At 61.8% G+C, this 17,574-nt stretch carries 18 protein-coding genes; 17 read left to right on the plus strand and 1 reads right to left on the minus strand.

Translation table 11 applies throughout. From position 1 onward, the window contains the following. The first annotated feature begins 6 nt into the window (after positions 1-6). The 10 genes from nuoH to N0P34_RS10025 all read left to right on the plus strand — a co-directional run bounded on the left by nuoH (position 7) and on the right by N0P34_RS10025 (position 10,594). Positions 7-1,104 (plus strand): NADH-quinone oxidoreductase subunit NuoH, encoded by a 1,098-nt coding sequence (gene nuoH, locus N0P34_RS09980; RefSeq protein WP_275606866.1) that lies wholly within the window; start codon positions 7-9, stop codon positions 1,102-1,104. Next, on the plus strand, positions 1,104-1,592 hold the full coding sequence (nuoI, locus tag N0P34_RS09985) for an NADH-quinone oxidoreductase subunit NuoI (RefSeq protein ID WP_275606867.1): 489 nt from the start codon (positions 1,104-1,106) through the stop codon (positions 1,590-1,592). Before nuoH ends, nuoI begins: the two co-directional genes overlap by 1 nt. 11 nt (positions 1,593-1,603) lie before the next feature. Further along, positions 1,604-2,212 carry an NADH-quinone oxidoreductase subunit J gene (locus tag N0P34_RS09990; protein ID WP_275606868.1) on the plus strand — a complete coding sequence of 203 codons (609 nt, stop codon included), beginning with the start codon at positions 1,604-1,606 and terminating at the stop codon, positions 2,210-2,212. 15 nt (positions 2,213-2,227) lie between these two features. Then, entirely contained in the window at positions 2,228-2,536 is a 309-nt protein-coding gene (gene nuoK / locus N0P34_RS09995) for an NADH-quinone oxidoreductase subunit NuoK (protein ID WP_275606955.1), read from the plus strand. Positions 2,537-2,546: 10 nt separating this feature from the next. Continuing rightward, positions 2,547-4,673, plus strand: coding sequence for an NADH-quinone oxidoreductase subunit L (gene nuoL, locus N0P34_RS10000; protein ID WP_275606869.1), 2,127 nt, complete (start codon positions 2,547-2,549; stop codon positions 4,671-4,673). Beyond that, on the plus strand, positions 4,673-6,247 hold the full coding sequence (locus tag N0P34_RS10005) for an NADH-quinone oxidoreductase subunit M (RefSeq protein WP_275606870.1): 1,575 nt from the start codon (positions 4,673-4,675) through the stop codon (positions 6,245-6,247). Before nuoL ends, N0P34_RS10005 begins: the two co-directional genes overlap by 1 nt. A 9-nt stretch (positions 6,248-6,256) precedes the next feature. After that, positions 6,257-7,702, plus strand: a complete 1,446-nt coding sequence (gene nuoN / locus N0P34_RS10010; RefSeq protein ID WP_275606871.1) for an NADH-quinone oxidoreductase subunit NuoN — start codon at positions 6,257-6,259, stop codon at positions 7,700-7,702. Next, positions 7,703-8,533, plus strand: coding sequence for a biotin--[acetyl-CoA-carboxylase] ligase (locus N0P34_RS10015; RefSeq protein ID WP_275606872.1), 831 nt, complete (start codon positions 7,703-7,705; stop codon positions 8,531-8,533). A gap of 71 nt (positions 8,534-8,604) precedes the next feature. Next, positions 8,605-10,278: a ribonuclease J gene (locus N0P34_RS10020; RefSeq protein ID WP_275606873.1), complete on the plus strand. Its 1,674-nt coding sequence runs from the start codon at positions 8,605-8,607 to the stop codon at positions 10,276-10,278. A 64-nt stretch (positions 10,279-10,342) separates the two neighbouring features. Beyond that, a complete protein-coding gene (locus N0P34_RS10025) occupies positions 10,343-10,594 on the plus strand; it encodes a DUF1467 family protein (RefSeq protein ID WP_275606874.1) in 252 nt (83 codons plus the stop codon). Between the two features lie 98 nt (positions 10,595-10,692). Here the strand turns inward: N0P34_RS10025 and N0P34_RS10030 are convergent, their stop codons facing one another. Further along, a complete protein-coding gene (locus tag N0P34_RS10030) occupies positions 10,693-11,001 on the minus strand; it encodes an MmcQ/YjbR family DNA-binding protein (protein ID WP_275606875.1) in 309 nt (102 codons plus the stop codon). Between the two features lie 294 nt (positions 11,002-11,295). Between N0P34_RS10030 and proS the strand changes: the two genes are divergently transcribed. From proS to N0P34_RS10065, 7 genes are all read left to right on the plus strand, one after another. Then, on the plus strand, positions 11,296-12,645 hold the full coding sequence (proS, locus tag N0P34_RS10035; protein ID WP_275606876.1) for a proline--tRNA ligase: 1,350 nt from the start codon (positions 11,296-11,298) through the stop codon (positions 12,643-12,645). Between the two features lie 62 nt (positions 12,646-12,707). After that, a complete protein-coding gene (locus tag N0P34_RS10040) occupies positions 12,708-14,015 on the plus strand; it encodes an ABC transporter permease (RefSeq protein ID WP_275606877.1) in 1,308 nt (435 codons plus the stop codon). After that, positions 14,008-14,694 (plus strand): ABC transporter ATP-binding protein, encoded by a 687-nt coding sequence (locus tag N0P34_RS10045; RefSeq protein WP_275606878.1) that lies wholly within the window; start codon positions 14,008-14,010, stop codon positions 14,692-14,694. The genes N0P34_RS10040 and N0P34_RS10045 overlap by 8 nt, the downstream gene beginning before the upstream one ends. 78 nt (positions 14,695-14,772) lie before the next feature. Next, on the plus strand, positions 14,773-15,252 hold the full coding sequence (locus N0P34_RS10050) for a peptidylprolyl isomerase (protein ID WP_275606879.1): 480 nt from the start codon (positions 14,773-14,775) through the stop codon (positions 15,250-15,252). 84 nt (positions 15,253-15,336) lie between these two features. Continuing rightward, complete coding sequence (locus N0P34_RS10055) at positions 15,337-15,786, plus strand: DMT family transporter (RefSeq protein WP_275606880.1); 450 nt, start codon at positions 15,337-15,339, stop codon at positions 15,784-15,786. 65 nt (positions 15,787-15,851) lie between these two features. Further along, the gene (gene queA / locus N0P34_RS10060; protein ID WP_275606881.1) at positions 15,852-16,937 is read left to right on the plus strand and encodes a tRNA preQ1(34) S-adenosylmethionine ribosyltransferase-isomerase QueA; all 1,086 of its coding nucleotides are present in this window, start codon (positions 15,852-15,854) and stop codon (positions 16,935-16,937) included. After that, positions 16,934-17,563, plus strand: coding sequence for an exopolysaccharide biosynthesis protein (locus N0P34_RS10065; RefSeq protein WP_275606882.1), 630 nt, complete (start codon positions 16,934-16,936; stop codon positions 17,561-17,563). Before queA ends, N0P34_RS10065 begins: the two co-directional genes overlap by 4 nt. Positions 17,564-17,574 lie beyond the last annotated feature (11 nt).

Here is a 17,574-nt window from a genome sequence, read left to right on the forward strand (position 1 = left end):
AGCACAATGGACTTTATTCTCGCTGCCCTCGATTATTTGCTCGGCATCCCGGCCTTCGGCTGGGGCATCCATGTCGGTTTTCTCTACAAGGCGCTTGCCCTGCTCGTGGCGCTTCTGGTGTTCACGGCTTTCATCCTCCTGGCCGACCGCAAGGTCTGGGCCGCGGTGCAGCTGCGCCGTGGTCCCAACGTCGTGGGTCCGTTCGGCCTGCTGCAGTCCTTCGCCGACCTACTCAAGTTCGTGCTGAAAGAACCGCTGATCCCCGCCGGTGCCGACAAGGCGCTGTTTCTGCTGGCTCCCCTCCTGACCGCAACGCTGGCGCTCGCCGGCTGGGCGGTCGTGCCGATCGACAATGGCTGGGCGATGGCCAATATCAATGTGGGTATCCTTTACCTGCTTGGTGTCTCTTCGCTTGGCGTCTATGGCGTCATCATCGGTGGCTGGGCCTCGAACTCGAAATATCCGTTCTTCGGCTCGATCCGTGCTGCCGCCCAGATGGTGTCCTACGAAGTCTCGATCGGCCTCGTGATCATCACCGTGCTGCTCTGCGTGGGTTCGCTGAACCTCAATGACATCGTCGTCGCGCAGCAGGAAATGGGCCTTGCCCATGCGCTGGGCGTGCCGTGGCTCTCGTTCCTGAATTGGTTCTGGATCCCGCTCTTCCCGATGTTCGTGATCTTCTACATTTCGGCCCTGGCGGAAACCAACCGTCCTCCGTTCGATATGGCCGAAGGCGAATCCGAGCTCGTAGCCGGCTTCATGACCGAATATTCGGCAACGCCCTACATGCTGTTCATGCTGGGCGAATACATCTCGATCCTCTTGATGTGCGCCATGACCACGATCCTTTTCATGGGTGGCTGGGCATCGCCGATCGATTTGCCGCCGTTCACCTGGATACCGGGCGTCATCTGGTTCTTCATCAAGCTGAGCCTGGTCTTTTTCATGTTCGCGATGGCCAAGTCCATCGTGCCTCGCTACCGCTATGACCAGCTCATGCGCATCGGTTGGAAGGTGTTCCTGCCGCTGTCGCTGATCATGGTTGTCATCGTCGCCTTTGTCCTGCAGCTCACCGGCTGGGGCTGGCACGGAGGGATTGCCTGATGCGCGCCGCTCAAGTCTTCAATACGCTGCTGCTGCGTGAGTTCGTCTCGGCGTTCTTCCTGGCCATGCGCTACTTCTTCTCGCCCAAGCCGACGATCAACTACCCGTTCGAGAAGGGGCATATCAGCCCGCGTTTCCGCGGTGAGCATGCCCTGCGCCGCTACCCCAATGGGGAAGAGCGCTGCATTGCCTGTAAGTTGTGCGAAGCGATCTGCCCGGCCCAGGCCATCACCATCGAGGCCGGCCCGCGCCAGAATGACGGCACGCGCCGCACCGTTCGGTACGACATCGACATGGTGAAGTGCATCTATTGCGGTTTCTGTCAGGAAGCCTGCCCGGTGGACGCAATCGTGGAAGGTCCGAACTTCGAGTTCGCGACCGAAACGCGCGAAGAGCTCTACTTCAACAAAGAGCGCCTCTTGGCCAATGGCGATCGTTGGGAGCGTGAAATCGCTGCCAATATCGCGGCCGACGCGCCGTATCGCTGAGAGGGAAGAGCATGACCCTTCCACTGTTCTTCTTCTACCTGTTCTCGGCGATTGCCGTGGCGTCGGCCTTCATGGTCATCTCCTCGCGCAATCCGGTGCACTCGGTGCTGTTCCTGATCCTGACCTTCGTCAACGCGGCGGGTCTGTTCATGCTGGCGGGCGCGGAATTCCTCTCCCTGCTGCTGATCGTCGTCTATGTCGGCGCCGTTGCGGTGCTGTTCCTCTTCGTCGTCATGATGCTCGACGTCGATTTCGCACAGATGCGCCAGGGCATGCTGCAATATGCGCCCGTGGGCATTCTGGTCGGCATCGTGCTGCTGCTCGAATTGCTGCTGGTTGCCGGCAGCTATGTGGTGACGCCGGATATTTCGGGCGGGGCTTCGCTGCCGATCGATGTGACGATGGAAAACACCCGTCAGCTCGGGCAGGTGCTCTACACGCGCTATGTCTTCCTGTTCCAAACGGCGGCCGCCGTGCTGCTGGTGGCCATGATCGGTGCGATCGTGCTGACGCTGCGGCACAAGACCAATGTCAAGCGGCAGAACCCGGTGGATCAGGTGGCCCGCAAGGCCAGCGAGACGCTCAAGGTTGTCAAAGTCAAAAGCGGTCAGGGGCTATAGGGGTTTATCATGGGCTTGGAAATCGGGCTCGGTCACTACCTGACCGTTGCGGCCATCCTGTTCACGCTCGGCGTGTTCGGCATCTTTCTCAATCGCAAGAACGTCATCGTCATCCTGATGTCGGTGGAATTGATCCTCCTCGCGGTCAATCTCAACCTCGTCGCCTTCAGCGCGCAGCTGGGTGATCTTCAGGGGCAGGTGTTTGCCTTGATGATCCTCACCGTGGCGGCCGCAGAGTCGGCCATCGGTCTGGCCATCCTGGTCGTGTTCTATCGCAACCGTGGCTCCATCGCGGTTGAAGACGTCAATATGATGAAGGGCTGAGGCTGGCGCTATGATCATTCAGGCGATTGTCTTTCTGCCCCTTATCGGGGCGCTAATTGCAGGCCTTCTCGGTCGCAGCATCGGTCATCGGCCGAGCGAGTTCCTCACCACCGGACTGCTGATCATCGCAGCGGTGCTGAGCTGGGTCGTGTTCCTTCCCGTGGCCTTTGGCGACGGGCTGGAGGGCGCCGTGGGCGATGGTCATGCCGCCGTGCTCAAGGTCGAGGTCATGCGCTGGATCCAGGTCGGCGAAATGGACCTGCGCTGGACGCTCCGCGTCGATACGCTGACGGCCATCATGCTCGTGGTGGTCAACACCGTCTCGGCGCTCGTGCACGTCTATTCCATCGGCTACATGGCCGAGGATCCCCATCGCTCGCGTTTCTTTGCCTACCTCTCGCTCTTTACCTTCGCCATGCTGATGCTGGTGACGGCCGACAACTTCCTGCAGATGTTCTTCGGCTGGGAAGGCGTGGGTCTGGCGTCCTATCTGCTGATCGGTTTCTGGTACACCCGCCCCTCTGCAAGTGCGGCGGCCATGAAGGCCTTCATCGTCAACCGCGTCGGTGACTTCGGCTTCGCCCTCGGCATTTTCGGAGCCTTTCTCGTCCTCGGCCATATCGATTTCGATGGTGCCTTCGAGGCTGCGGGTGCGTTTGGCGAAACCGGCCTGCCGGTGATCCAGTTCCTCGCGTGGGAACTCGACGCCATGACGGTCATCTGCCTGCTGCTGTTCATGGGCGCCATGGGCAAGTCGGCACAGTTCCTGCTGCACACCTGGCTGCCGGACGCCATGGAAGGCCCGACCCCCGTGTCGGCGCTGATCCACGCGGCGACCATGGTGACCGCCGGCGTGTTCATGGTGGCCCGCCTGTCGCCGCTGTTCGAGACCTCGCCCTTCGCCCTGACGGTTGTGATGATCATCGGCGCCATCACCGCGTTTTTCGCGGCGACGGTTGGCCTCGTCCAGAACGACATCAAGCGCGTCATCGCCTACTCGACCTGTTCGCAGCTCGGCTACATGTTCGTGGCGCTGGGGGCAGGGGCCTATTCGGCCGGTGTCTTCCATCTTTTCACCCACGCCTTCTTCAAGGCTCTCCTGTTCCTCGGCGCCGGCGCGGTCATCCACGCCATGCACCATGAGCAGGACATGCGGAACATGGGCGGGCTCAGGAAGAAGATCCCCATCACCTACGCGATGATGCTGATCGGCACGCTGGCGCTGACCGGCGTCGGCATTCCGGGGACGAATTTCGGTTTTGCCGGCTTCTTCTCCAAGGATTCGATCATCGAAAGCGCTTACGCCGTCGGTGGCAATGTCGGCAGCTTCGCCTTCTGGATGCTGGTTGTCGCGGCGCTGTTCACGAGCTTCTACTCGTGGCGCCTGATCCACCTGACGTTCCACGGCTCGCCGCGCGATGCGCAGCACAGCCATACCGCTCATCCCGAGCCGGCGCATGCCGACGCGGAAACCCATCATGAGCCACTCGATGACAGCAATCTCGAGGATCACGTCCACGCGGCCGTGAGCCACGACGATGCCCATCACCACGGCTCGGCCTACGAGCACGCCCATGAATCGCCCAACGTCATGCTGGTGCCGCTTTATGTGCTGGCCGTCGGCGCGGTCCTTGCCGGTGCGGTGTTCTACGGCATGTTCTTCCACGACGTGGAGCACATCGAGCACTTCTTCGCCGGTTCGATCTATGTCGATCACGCCATCATCGAAGAGGCCCATCATGTGCCGCTATGGGTGAAGTGGAGCGCGACCATCTCCATGATCATCGGCTTTGCGGCCGCATGGTACATGTACATCGCACGTCCAGACGTTCCCAGCCGGTTGGCTGCCGCCAATCCGGGGCTCTACAAATTCCTGCTCAACAAGTGGTATTTCGACGAGCTCTACAATTTCATCTTCGTGCGCCCGACCCTGTGGCTCGGCCGCGCGGTCTGGAAGGGGTTCGATGACTGGCTGGTTGACGGCAAGATTGCCGAGGGCCTTGGCCGGCGCGTGCAGAACGTCACCTCCTGGGTGGTCAGGCTGCAGTCTGGCTACCTCTATCATTATGCCTTCGCCATGCTGATCGGCATCGCGGCGCTGCTGACCTGGGCCATCGCGGCCGGGGGACTGATCTGATGACCTTCGAGAATTCTATCCTCACGCTTCTGACGTTCCTGCCGCTCCTCGGGGCAGTGCTGATCCTGCTCTCGCCCAAGACGGCAATTGGCGCGATCCGCTGGATCGCCCTGGGCACCACGGTCGTGACCTTGGTGCTGTCGCTATGGATGTGGTCGGCCTTCGATCCGTCCAACCCCGGCTTCCAGTTCGTCGTCAACTACAACTGGCTGGGCGACAGCATTGGCTATCGCGTCGGCGTCGACGGCATTTCCGTGCTGTTCGTGGTGCTCTCGGCGCTCTTGATGCCGTTCTGTATCCTGGCTAGCTGGGAATCCATCGAGCATCGGGTCAAGGAATACATGATCGTATTCCTCGTTCTCGAAATGCTGATGATCGGCGTGTTCACCACGCTCGACCTGGCGATGTTCTATGTGTTCTTTGAAGGCACGCTGCTGCCGATGTTCCTGATCATCGGTATCTGGGGCGGCAAGCGCCGCATCCAGGCAGCCTACAAGTTCTTCTTCTACACTTTCGTCGGTTCGGTGCTGATGCTGCTGGCCATCATGGCCATGTACTGGAATGCCGGCACCTCCGACATTTCGCGCCTGCTCACCCACGAATTCCCGGAGAGCATGCAGTTCTGGCTGTGGCTGGCCTTCTTCGCCTCGCTGGCGGTGAAAATGCCGATGTGGCCGTTCCATCGCTGGCTGCCGGAAGCGCACGTGGAGGCACCGACCGCCGGTTCTGTGATCCTGGCGGCGATCCTGCTCAAGCTGGGCGGCTACGGCTTCCTCCGCTTCTCGCTGCCGATGTTCCCGGACGCCTCGGCCTATTTCGCCAATTTCGTCTTCTTCCTTTCGGTTGCTGCCATCATCCTCACCTCCGTGGTGGCGCTGGTGCAGACCGACATCAAGAAGCTGATCGCCTATTCGTCCGTGGCGCATATGGGCTTTGTGACCATGGGTATCTTCGCGGGCAATGCGCTGGGTATCCAGGGCGCCATGTTCCAGATGATCTCGCATGGTCTGGTGTCGGGCGCGCTCTTCCTTGCCGTCGGCGTCATCTATGACCGCATGCACACTCGCGACATCGAAGCCTATGGCGGCCTTGTCGAGCGCATGCCGAAATATGCCTTCGCCTTCATGGTCTTCACCATGGCCAATGTCGGGCTTCCGGGCACGTCGGGCTTTGTCGGTGAATTCCTGACCATGATCGGCGTATTCCAGGTGAATACCTGGGTGGCGTTCGGCGCGGCCTTCGGCATGGTCTTCTCGGCCTGCTACGCTCTCTGGCTCTATCGCCGGGTGATTTTCGGTGCGCTGACCAAGGAATCCCTCAAGGGCATTCTCGACCTCAATCTGCGCGAGAAGGTCACGCTCTACCCGCTTATCGTGATGATCATCGTCTTCGGTTTCTACCCGGCGCCGATCCTCGACACGACCGCTGCAGCGGTGAACAACCTCGTGGCTCACTATGCCACTTCGGTCGGGCTCGACCCGGCCGTGTCCCTGGCTGATGCCCGGGCTCCCCTCGAATATGTCGCGCCCACGGGCGAGGCACAGCCGGCTGCGGCCGCGCCCGCTGCGCATTAGGAGACCAACGTGAACTCTGACGTTACTGATTTCGCGAGCCTGGCTCCGGCCTATCCCGAGCTGCTTCTGGCAGTCGGCGCACTCGTGTTGCTGCTCCTGGGCGTTGTCATCAACAAGGAACGCTCCGACCTCGTGTCGTGGCTGTCCATGGGACTGCTTCTCGCAGCCGGCGTGGTCATTGCGGTGATGCCGTCGGACGGGGTCATCTTCAACGGCCTGTTCATCTCCGACGCGTTCTCGCGCTACATGAAGTTGATCGTCATCGGTGGCGCTGTGCTGGCGCTGCTGCTGGCCCGCAACAATTCCGAACAGCACGGCGTCCATAAATACGAATATTCCGTGCTCGCCGTTCTGGCGACGCTGGGCATGCTGATCATGGTTTCGGCTCATGATCTGATGAGCCTTTATGTCGGCCTCGAGCTGCAGTCCCTTTCGCTCTACGTCATGGCCGCCATCAAGCGCGATGACCCCAAGGCATCGGAAGCGGGCCTCAAATATTTCGTCCTCGGTGCGCTATCCTCGGGTATGCTGCTCTATGGTGCCTCGCTGATCTATGGTTTTACCGGCCATACCAATCTCAGCGCCATCTCGGTGGCCATTGCCAATGAGGGTCGTTCCATCGGCCTGATCTTCGGCCTTGTGTTCCTGCTTGCAGGCGTTGCCTTCAAGATTTCGGCCGTGCCGTTCCACATGTGGACGCCGGACGTCTATGAAGGCGCACCGACGCCGGTCACCGCCTTCTTCGCCATGGCCCCCAAAGTGGCCGCTATGGCGCTGATGATCCGTCTCGTCATGGATACGTTCGAGCCGATCAGCCGGGACTGGCAACAGGTCGTCATCTTCCTGTCCATCGCCTCGATGGTGCTGGCCGCCTTCGCTGCCATCGGCCAGAAGTCGATCAAGCGCCTCATCGCTTATTCCTCGATCGGTCACGTCGGCTTTGCGCTGGTGGGCCTGTCCTCGGGCACGCAGGTGGGCGTCGAGGGCGTCGCGATCTACATGGCGATCTATGTGATCATGACCGCCGGGCTTTTCGCCTGTATCCTGTCGCTGCGCACCGAGAACGGCTATGTCGAGAACATCGACGACATGGCCGGTGCCGCCCAGGCGCGTCCTTTCGTGGCCGCGATCATGGCCGTGCTCATGTTCTCGCTGATCGGCATGCCGCCGCTGGCTGGGTTCTTTGCCAAGTGGCAGGTGTTCCTTGCCGCCATCGAAGCCAATCTCTACGTGCTTTCGGTGATCGGCATGCTCGCTTCGGCGGTCAGCGCCTATTATTATCTCCGCGTGATCAAGACGATGTATTTCGATGAGCCCAAGAGCCAGTTCCTGGCCGTGCCGGGCGAACTGAACGTCATTCTTGCCGCAAGTGGCTTCCTCGTCATCACCTACTACTTCACCATCGGCAATCCGCTGACCGCCTTGGCGCAGACTGCCGCGGGAAGCCTGTTCTAGGTGGCGCGTTTTACCCTTGGCGCCAAGGCCAGGGCCGCGGGATACCGCGTCGCCGGCTTCGACGAAATTGGCTCCACGAACACTGAAGCACTCGCGGCATCAGCCGCGGGTGATCCGGGCGGGATCTGGTTTGCGGCACTGCAGCAGACCGCAGGGCGGGGCCGACGCGGCCGGGCCTGGCACTCGACGCCCGGCAATCTTGCAGCAAGCCTGCTTGTCATTCCCGATGCCGATCCCAATATCGTGGCGACCCTTGGCTTCGTCGCCGGTGTTGCGCTGAACACAGCGCTGGGCAAGATTCTTCCCAATGGAATGGTCAAGATTGGCATTGATGGTGCCGATGACATGGATGGGCGCTCGCGCGTCGCCCTCAAATGGCCGAACGATGTGTTGGCCGATGGCGCCAAGCTTGCGGGCATATTGCTCGAGGCGGCTCGGACGACTGACGGCAGACAAGCCATTGTCATTGGTATTGGAGTCAACGTCGTTGCAGCGCCTTCCGATTTGCCCTATCCAGCGACCTCTCTCCGGGCGCTCGGCATAGAGCGTTCCGCAGAAGATGTGTTCGAAGCCTTGTCCGAGGCTTGGGTCGAAGCATTCGGCCTGTGGGCCGATGGCAAGGGTATCGCAGCAGTGCTCGATCTCTGGCGCCATTCGGCCGCAGGATTGGGGGCTCCGGTCGCCGTCACACAGGATGGTGTCGTGCGACGCGGCATCTTTGAAACGATCGATTCCGCCGGGCGGCTGATCATGCGCGACGATGAAGGCGCGCGCATCGCCATCACCGCCGGCGACGTCCATTTTGGGGCAACGGCCAGCGCCCAAAGCTGACCACTACAGGGCAGGGCGACCGGCGACCAGAGTTCGCGCGGCGTCCGGCCAGAACAAGGATAGAATGACCCATGGCCAAATCCCCAAGGGATGAGCTTGTCTTCGTGCCGCTTGGCGGCGTCGGCGAAATCGGCATGAACATGGCAGCGTACGGCTTCGGTCCGGCGCGTTCGCGCAAATGGATCGTCGTCGATTGCGGCGTCAGCTTTGGCGGACCCGATTTGCCCGGAATCGAACTGATCATGGCCAATCCCGAGTTTCTCGAGGAGAATGCCGACGACGTCCTCGCGCTCGTGCTGACACACAGCCACGAAGACCATTACGGCGCCGTGCTCGATCTGTGGCCCGTGTTCGACAAGCCGGTCTATGCCACCCAGTTCACCGCCTCCATGCTGGCGGCCAAGCGGGCAGGCGACGGCATCGTCGAGAATGTCGATGTCACCATCATGCGCCCGGGCAAGCCGTTTACGGTCGGCCCGTTCACCATCGAGCCGATCAACGTCGCGCACTCGATCCCCGAGGCCAATGCGCTGTTGATCACCACGCCCGTCGCCCGCGTGCTGCATACTGGTGACTGGAAGCTCGATCCGACCCCGACCATGGGCGCTCCGACCGATTTTGCACGCCTCCAGGCTATCGGCACGGAATCGGACCTGCCGCTCGCGCTGGTCTGCGACTCGACCAATGCCATGAAGGATGGCCAGAGCCCGAGCGAGGCCGAAATCGGCGCGACGCTGGCCGCTCTGATCGCCGAGGCACCGCATCGCGTCGCCGTCACCACCTTCGCATCCAATGTCGGTCGCGTTGTTTCCATCGTGCGGGCGGCCCATCAGAACGGTCGCCAGGTGGTGATGTCGGGGCGCTCGCTGCACCGCATCATGGGCATCGCCAAGGAACTGGGCATGCTCGAAGGCCTGCCGCCCGTGCTCGACCAGGATGCCTACAAGTCTGTGCCGCGCGACAAATGCGTGCTGATCTGTACAGGCAGCCAGGGCGAAGCGCGCGCCGCCATCGCCCGTATCGCGCGCGGTGACCACCCGGTCATCGATCTCAATGCCGGCGATCGGATGATCTTCTCGTCCTGGGCCATTCCGGGCAATGAGCGCGAAGTCATCGATATCCAGAACCTGCTGATCGACAAAGGCGTCGAGCTCATCACCCAGAACGATGCTCTTGTGCACGTCACCGGCCACCCGCGCCGCGACGAGCTGCGCCAGCTCTACAAATGGGTGAAGCCGGAAGTGCTCGTGCCGGTTCACGGCGAAGCCATGCATCTTGCCGCCCATGCCAAGCTGGGTCGCGAAGAGGGCATCCCCAATGTCTGCGAAGCGCGCAATGGCGACATGGTCCGGCTCTTCCCCGAGCCCATGACCCATCCCGCCGAAGTTCGCACCGGCGAGCTCTATCTCGATGGCCTGGTGCTCTGCACGCCGGAAGAAAGTGGCGTCAAAGGCCGTCGCCGCCTGTCGTTCGGCGGCCATGTCGTGGTCAGCCTCTGCGTCAATTCCAGCGGCCACGTCGTCTCCGGCCCGCAATATGTCATCGAAGGCCTGCCTGAAACCGAGGACGAATCCATCGTCGATCTGGTCGAGGACACGGTCGGCGGCGTTCTCAAGTCCATGCCGCCAAAGCGTCGCTCGGACCCCGACGTCCTCGGTTCGGCGCTCTTCAAGGCCATCCGGAACGAGATCAATGGTTTTTGGGGCCGCAAGCCGAATGTGAACGTCTTCGTTCACCGCGTGTAATGGTGTACGGGCGCGACAAGTTAGCAGCTATCGCTCGTGCCCGTCCTAACGGATAATAGACGTCATGCAGTACATGTCGCTCGTCGCGGTCTTCTTCATTATCTGGTGGCTATCGTTTGTGGCGGTGCTGCCAATCGGCTCGCACAGCCACCACGAGACAGGGTCCGAGGTGGTCAGCGGCGGGGACCCGGGCGCACCCCTGCTGCCGCGCCTGGGGTTTAAGATGCTCCTCGCAACCGGCATTGCGATCGTGGTGACCGCCCTGTTGTTCTGGGGCATGTCCAACGAGACGCTTCACCGCTACTGGAACCGCTGATCCGGTTTCTGATGACCCGCCCGGCGCATGTCAGGGCGGGTTTTTTATTACCCTCCGCCGGTAGCCCGATGGCTCGGCCCGATCACCGTCGGCGCGGCTCATCGCACGGCGTGTGCATGGGCCATTTCAAGCACAGCGCGCAGATCATCGATGTTGGCCTCATGCAAGTCCACGAGCGTCCAGCCCTGTTTGCCCCATGCATTGGGCACAGGACTGAAGATCTCGGAGGCCACTTCGCATTTGAGCAACTGTTCGTCGGGCAACAACTTTACATTGGCCATGAGACCATCTGCCGCGAGGGTGGCGTAAATCCGCTTCACGCGGAAGGCCGCCCGGTCGAAATGGGGCCGCTCTTCGGTGCCGTCGAGGCTCATCGCAATGGCCCTGAGATCTGAAGCATTTGCCATAAGTCATTGCTTTCTAACAAAAAAGCAGGGCACTAGGCCCTGCTTGATTGAGTTGGTTCGACAATACGTTGGTCTTAGGCACGCTACGAGGCGGCAGCCAACGCTCCTCCCTTGACGTTGTCGAAGTACAGCGGTTTAAGCCGCTTCGTTTTATTGTGCGGGGAACCTAACAACAGAATTTCATCCTGTCACGTGGATTCTGCATAGCTAGCATGCTTGAAACGTATGGACGGTTGGGCTCTGAGTGGGCATCAACAAACCCATGAGTCGAAGCGCGTAACTTCCGGAGTTCCCATGCGCCTTTCCCGCTATTTTCTGCCGGTGCTCCGCGATGTGCCGAAAGAAGCCGAGATCGTTTCCCATCGCCTGATGTTGCGGGCAGGCATGATCCGCCAGCAGGCCTCTGGCCTCTATTCCTGGCTGCCCCTTGGCTACAAGGTTCTGATGAAGGTCCAGAAAATCATCGAGGAGGAGCAGAACCGCTCTGGCGCGGTGCAGCTTTTGATGCCGACCATCCAGTCAGCAGATCTCTGGCGCGAGTCCGGCCGTTACGAAGCCTATGGCAAGGAAATGCTGCGCATCGAGGATCGGCACGAGCGCGAATTCCTCTATGGTCCCACCAATGAGGAGATGATCACCGACATCTTCCGGACCTATGTGAAGTCCTACAAGGATCTGCCGCTGAACCTCTACCACATCCAGTGGAAGTTCCGCGACGAGGTGCGTCCACGCTTCGGCACGATGCGGTCGCGCGAATTCCTGATGAAGGACGCCTATTCCTTCGATCTGGACGAGGCCGCCGCCGTCAAGGCGTTCCAGCGCATGTTCGTGGCCTATCTGCGCACTTTCCGGCGCATGGGCCTCGTGGGTATCCCGATGCGCGCCGATACCGGCCCGATCGGTGGCGATCTCTCCTATGAGTTCCACGTGCTGGCCGACACCGGCGAAAGCGGCGTGTTCCTCGACAAGGACCTGCTGAACAAGACCATTCCGGCGATCGACACCGACTACCGCGGCGATCTCGACCCGATCTTCAAGGACTGGACGTCGCTGTTCGCCGCCACGGACGAAATGACGACCGAGGAAGCGTTCCGTGAAGCCGTGCCTGCCGACAAGCAACTCATGGCGCGCGGCATCGAGGTCGGCCACATTTTCTACTTCGGCACGAAGTATTCCGAGCCGATGAAGGCAGAAGTCACCGGCGCCGATGGCAAGAACGTTCCCGTTCACATGGGATCGTATGGCATTGGGCCGACCCGTGTCGTGCCGGCGATCATCGAGGCGAGCCACGACGAGAACGGCATTGTCTGGCCGGTTTCCGTCGCGCCGTTCGAGGCCGTGCTGATCAACCTCAAGGCCGGCGATGCCGATACCGACGCCGCTTGCGACAAGCTCTATGGCGAGCTGACGGCCGCTGGTCTCGACATGCTCTATGACGACCGCGACCAGCCGGCGGGCAGCAAGTTTGCCACCGCCGACCTGATCGGCATCCCGTACCAGATTATCCTGGGGCCACGCGGCCTTAAATCGGGCGAAGTCGAGATCAAGCATCGCAAGAGCGGTGAGCGCGAGACGCTGCCGATCTCTGCCGCAGTCGAACGCCTGCGCGCCCTCATCGAACCCCAGCGGATGGACGACATTTGACCCAAGGCGCTCAGCAGGCCCCGGCTAACCGGGCAAATCGACCCTTTGCCCGGTTCGAATGGATGATTGCTGGGCGCTATCTGCGCGCGCGGCGCAAGGAAGCCTTCATTTCGGTCATCGCCAGCCTCACCATGGTTGGCGTGGCCATCGGCGTTGCCACGCTCATCGTGGTGATGTCGGTGATGAACGGTTTTCGCGCCGAGCTCCTGGACAAGATCCTGGGGCTCAATGGCCATTTCACGGCCTTTCCCATCGAGAGCAAATTCACCGACTACAAGGACACTGTGGACGCCATCGAGACCGTCGAGGGCGTTACCTATGCGGTGTACTTCGTCGAGGGCCAGGTGCTCGCTTCGGGGCGGGGCAGTTCTGCGGGCGTCAGCGTTCGCGGCATGGATGAGGAAAACCTCAAGAAGCTGAGCCTGCTCTACAATTCGGCCGAGCTCGGTGGTTATGACAATTGGGACGAGGTCAATGGCGTCGCCATCGGCTATCGCCTGGCCCAGACGCTGGGCGTCACCATTGGCGACCAGGTGCAGATCATCAATCCCGACGGTGCCATGACGCCTTTCGGTTCGACCCCGCAGATCCGGTCCTATCCGGTCAACGTCATCTTCAATGTCGGCATGGTCGAGTTCGACAGCTATTTCATGTATATGCCGCTCGAACCGGCGCAGGATTATTTCAAGCTCTACGAAGACGTCCTCAAGCCCGGCATGGGCCCGCTCGATCCGATGGCCAGCGACGAGGAAATCGACGCCGCCTATGAGCGCGTCGGCCAGGCCTCGGCCGTTGAAATCTTCATCCAGAACCCCGACGCCATTACCACCATGCGCGAACGCCTGCAGGCCAAGACCGAGCTGCGTCCCATGGTGCTGACCGACTGGCAGCAGCGCAACGAAACCTTCTTTTCGGCGCTGCAGGTCGAGCGCGTGGTGATGTTCACCATCCTCTCGATGATCATCCTCGTGGCGGCCTTCAACATCATCTCCAGCCTCGTCATGCTGGTGAAGGACAAGGGCAAGGATATCGCCGTGCTGCGCACAATGGGCGCCACGCGCGGGGCGATCATGCGCATCTTTTCCATCACTGGCACCACAATCGGCGTGATCGGTACGCTCAGCGGACTGGTGCTGGGGTTGATCGTCGCCGCCAATGCCGAAACGCTGCGCGCCGCCATTTCCAATACGCTTGGCATTGCGCTTTTCCCGCCGGAAGTGTTCTTCCTCTCGGCCCTGCCGAGCAAGACCGATCCGGTGGAAGTTGCCGTGGTCGTGTCCCTGGCCCTGGGTTTAAGCTTCCTCGCCACGCTTTATCCGGCCTGGCGCGCCGCCCAATATGATCCAGTAGAGGCGCTGCGCTATGAATAGTCCCCATCTGCGCCTTTCGGGTGTCCACCGGCATTATGGCGAAGGCGAGCGCATGGTGCGCGTGCTCGATGCTGCTGACATGGTTGTCGAAAGCGGCGAGCTGGTTGCGCTGGTCGCGCCCTCGGGCGCCGGCAAATCGACCCTGTTGCATCTTTGCGGCCTGCTCGAGCCACCACAGGCGGGGGAAGTCGAGATCGTCGGGGTCAAGACCAGCGGGCTCAATGACCGCGGCCGCACGCAATTGCGGCGCTCGACTGTCGGCTATGTCTATCAGTTCCACCATCTGCTGCCCGAATTCTCGGCGCTCGAGAATGTTGCCATGCCGCAATTGATTGCCGGTCAGGGGCCAGAAGCGGCAAAGGTGCGGGCGCAGGAATTGCTCGAGCTGCTCGGGGTCGGCCATCGTGGCGACCACCGCCCGGCGGAACTGTCCGGCGGCGAACAGCAACGTGTGGCCATCGCCCGCGCGGCCGCCAATCACCCCCGGGTGATCCTGGCCGATGAACCCACCGGCAATCTCGACCCCGAAACGAGCGACCGGGTGTTCCAGGCGCTGCAGTCGCTGATCCGCAGTGAGGGCGCCGCTGCGCTGATCGCCACGCACAATTACGATCTCGCCCGCAGGGCAGACCGGATCATTACCCTCCGCAACGGGCAGGTGGTGGCCCACACCCTCTAGTGAATGGCGCTCCTGCCTTGCGCTTGCCATTCATCCCGCCTACATCCGGGCACCATCCGAAAAAGGAAGCTTTAGAAAATGGCCGATTACGCCGATCCCGAAAACACCCTCGTCATCGAAACCACCAAGGGCAATGTCGTCATCGAGATGCGTCCTGACCTGGCACCGAACCACGTCGCCCACATCAAGAAGCTGGCGCGTGAAGGTTTCTACGACGGTATCGTGTTCCACCGCGTGATCGAGGGCTTCATGGCCCAGACCGGCTGCCCGCAGGGCCGCGGTACCGGCGGTTCGCAGTATCCCGATCTCAAGGCCGAGTTCAGCGCCGAGCCGCATGTCCGCGGTGTCGCCTCCATGGCCCGCGCCCAGAACCCGGACAGCGCCAATTCGCAGTTCTTCATCTGCTTTGACGACGCCCGCTTCCTCGACCGCCAGTACACCGTCTGGGGCATGGTCGTCGAAGGCATGGAAAATGTCGACCAGATCAAGCGCGGCGAGCCCGTCGTCAATCCGGACAAGATGATCTCGGTCAAGGTCGCCGCAGATATCGCGGCCTAAGCCCGACTCGTGGCAATGATTGAGCCCCTCGGCCTGCGGCCGGGGGGCTTTTTGTTGTCGGCTGTTCAGGAGCTTTAGGTGCGCATGGAAACGATCCTCTGGGCGCTGCTCGGCATTGTCGCAGGCGCTTGCATCGCCACCCAGGCGCCGATCAACGCCCAGCTCGGCCGCGCGTTGAACGTGCCTATTGCCGCGGCCGGCGTCTCGTTCGTGGCCGGCGCGGTCGTGCTCTGGGCCATCGCCTTCGCCTATAGCCACTTCGCAGATATCCCGATCAATTTCGGCGCCCCCGCGCCCTGGACCTTCGTGGCCGGGGGCCTGCTCGGCGCGATCTACGTCTTTTCCAACATCATGCTGACGCCGATGATCGGGGCGGCGGCGGTCATGGCGCTGTCCGTCGCCGGGCAATTGGTAGGCGGCATGCTGCTCGACAAGATCGGCTTCATGGGCATGGCCGTCCGCGAGATTTCCATGGGGCGGCTTGCCGGTGCGGCGCTCCTCGTCGCCGGTGCCCTTATGATCCGCATCTTCTGAAAACCCGGCAACTTCGCCGCATCTGACCCGTTTCGGCCTGGGGCAAGAAATGCTAACGAGGCGGCATGCGCGTATCAGAATTCGACTTCGACCTGCCCGAGAACCTTATCGCCCTTCATCCGGCCGAGCCCCGCGATAGCGCGCGGCTCTTGCTCGTGCGTCCGGGCGAGCCCATTGAAGACCGGCACATCCCCGATCTGCTGACCCTCCTGCAGCCCGGCGACGTGCTTGTCGTCAACGACACCCGTGTCCTGCCGGCCGAGCTCAGGGGTACGCGGGTGCGCGGGGAGTTGCGGGCCAATGTGTCGTTCAACCTCCACAAGCGCGTCGATGCTCATACCTGGCGTGCCTTTGCCCGTCCGGCCAAAAAGCTCGCGCTGCTCGATGAGCTGGAGCTCGGCAATGGCGACGCCGACGCCCTGCGCGCCCGTGTGGCGGGCAAGGGCGACACCGGAGAGATAACGCTGGAGTTCGAGCTGGGCGGGGCTGAGCTCGACGAGGCCATCAAGTCGCACGGCGCCATGCCGCTGCCGCCCTATATCGGGGCCAAGCGCGACGTCGAAGAGCGCGACAAGGTCGACTACCAGACCGTCTATGCCGCCGAGGATGGGGCCGTGGCCGCGCCGACGGCTGGCCTCCATTTCACCGAAAAACTGCTCCAGCAGATTTCCGATCTCGGCGTCACCATCGAGCGGGTGACGCTGCATGTGGGGGCAGGGACCTTCCTGCCGATGAAGGCGGACGACACCGACGATCACGTCATGCATTCAGAATGGGGCGAGATCGACCAGGCAACGGTCGAACGCATCAACGCCCGCCGTGCTGCCGGTGGTCGCGTCGTTGCCGTCGGCACCACCAGCCTGCGCCTCCTCGAAACCGCCTCGCGCGCAACCGGCACGTTGCAGCCCTTCATGGGCGATACCGACATCTTCATCACGCCGGGCTTCCGCTTCCGCACCGTCGATTTGCTGATGACCAATTTCCACCTGCCCAAGTCGACCTTGTTCATGCTGGTCAGCGCCTTTTCAGGCCTCAACACCATGAAGGCGGCCTACGCCCATGCGATCGCTGGTGGTTACCGGTTCTATTCCTATGGCGATTCCTCGCTGCTGTTCCGGGATCGGAGCGGCGACGACGAGGACGAGGTGTGACCGCTCGGTCCACACCGATAACGCGACACGTCAACCGCATCATCACCGTGCTGCGGCGCATTTCAGCGGAGGGTGAGGCCTCGCACCTCACCTTCGCCGATCTCATCGCTGCCATGGGGCCACAGGCGCATCGCCTGCTGATCCTCATGTTGACCCTGCTCAACATGATCCCCGGTCCGCCGGGTTTTGGCGGCACCATCGCCTGGACGACCTTTGCCGTGGCCCTGGCCATGGTGCTCAACCGGCCCATCCGTCTCCCCGGCATTATCGGGCGGCGGAAACTGCCGCTGAAGCCGCTGCTGCTGGCCAGTGAACAGGTCGCGAAGGTGACGTCGATCATTGCGCGGTTTTCGCGGCCCCGGTTGCGTGTGCTGACCGGAGCCGGGGCCAATGTGCCCTATGGCATCTTCGCCATGCTCATCAGCGTAGCGATGACCATCCCGATCCCGTTCGTCAACGCCGTGCCCAATATAGGGCTCTGCATCCTCGCCTTCTCCATGCTCAACCGCGACGGAATCGGCACTGTGCTTGGCGTGCTTGTGTGTGTCATCGGCCTCGGCGTCGAGGCTGGCCTGATCCTTGGGGTCATAAATCTCGGCATGAATGCGATCGAGGCGGTCCGCTGACCGCCTCGCAG

The sequence above is a fragment of the Devosia sp. FJ2-5-3 genome, assembly GCF_029201545.1.
Classification (GTDB): domain Bacteria; phylum Pseudomonadota; class Alphaproteobacteria; order Rhizobiales; family Devosiaceae; genus Devosia.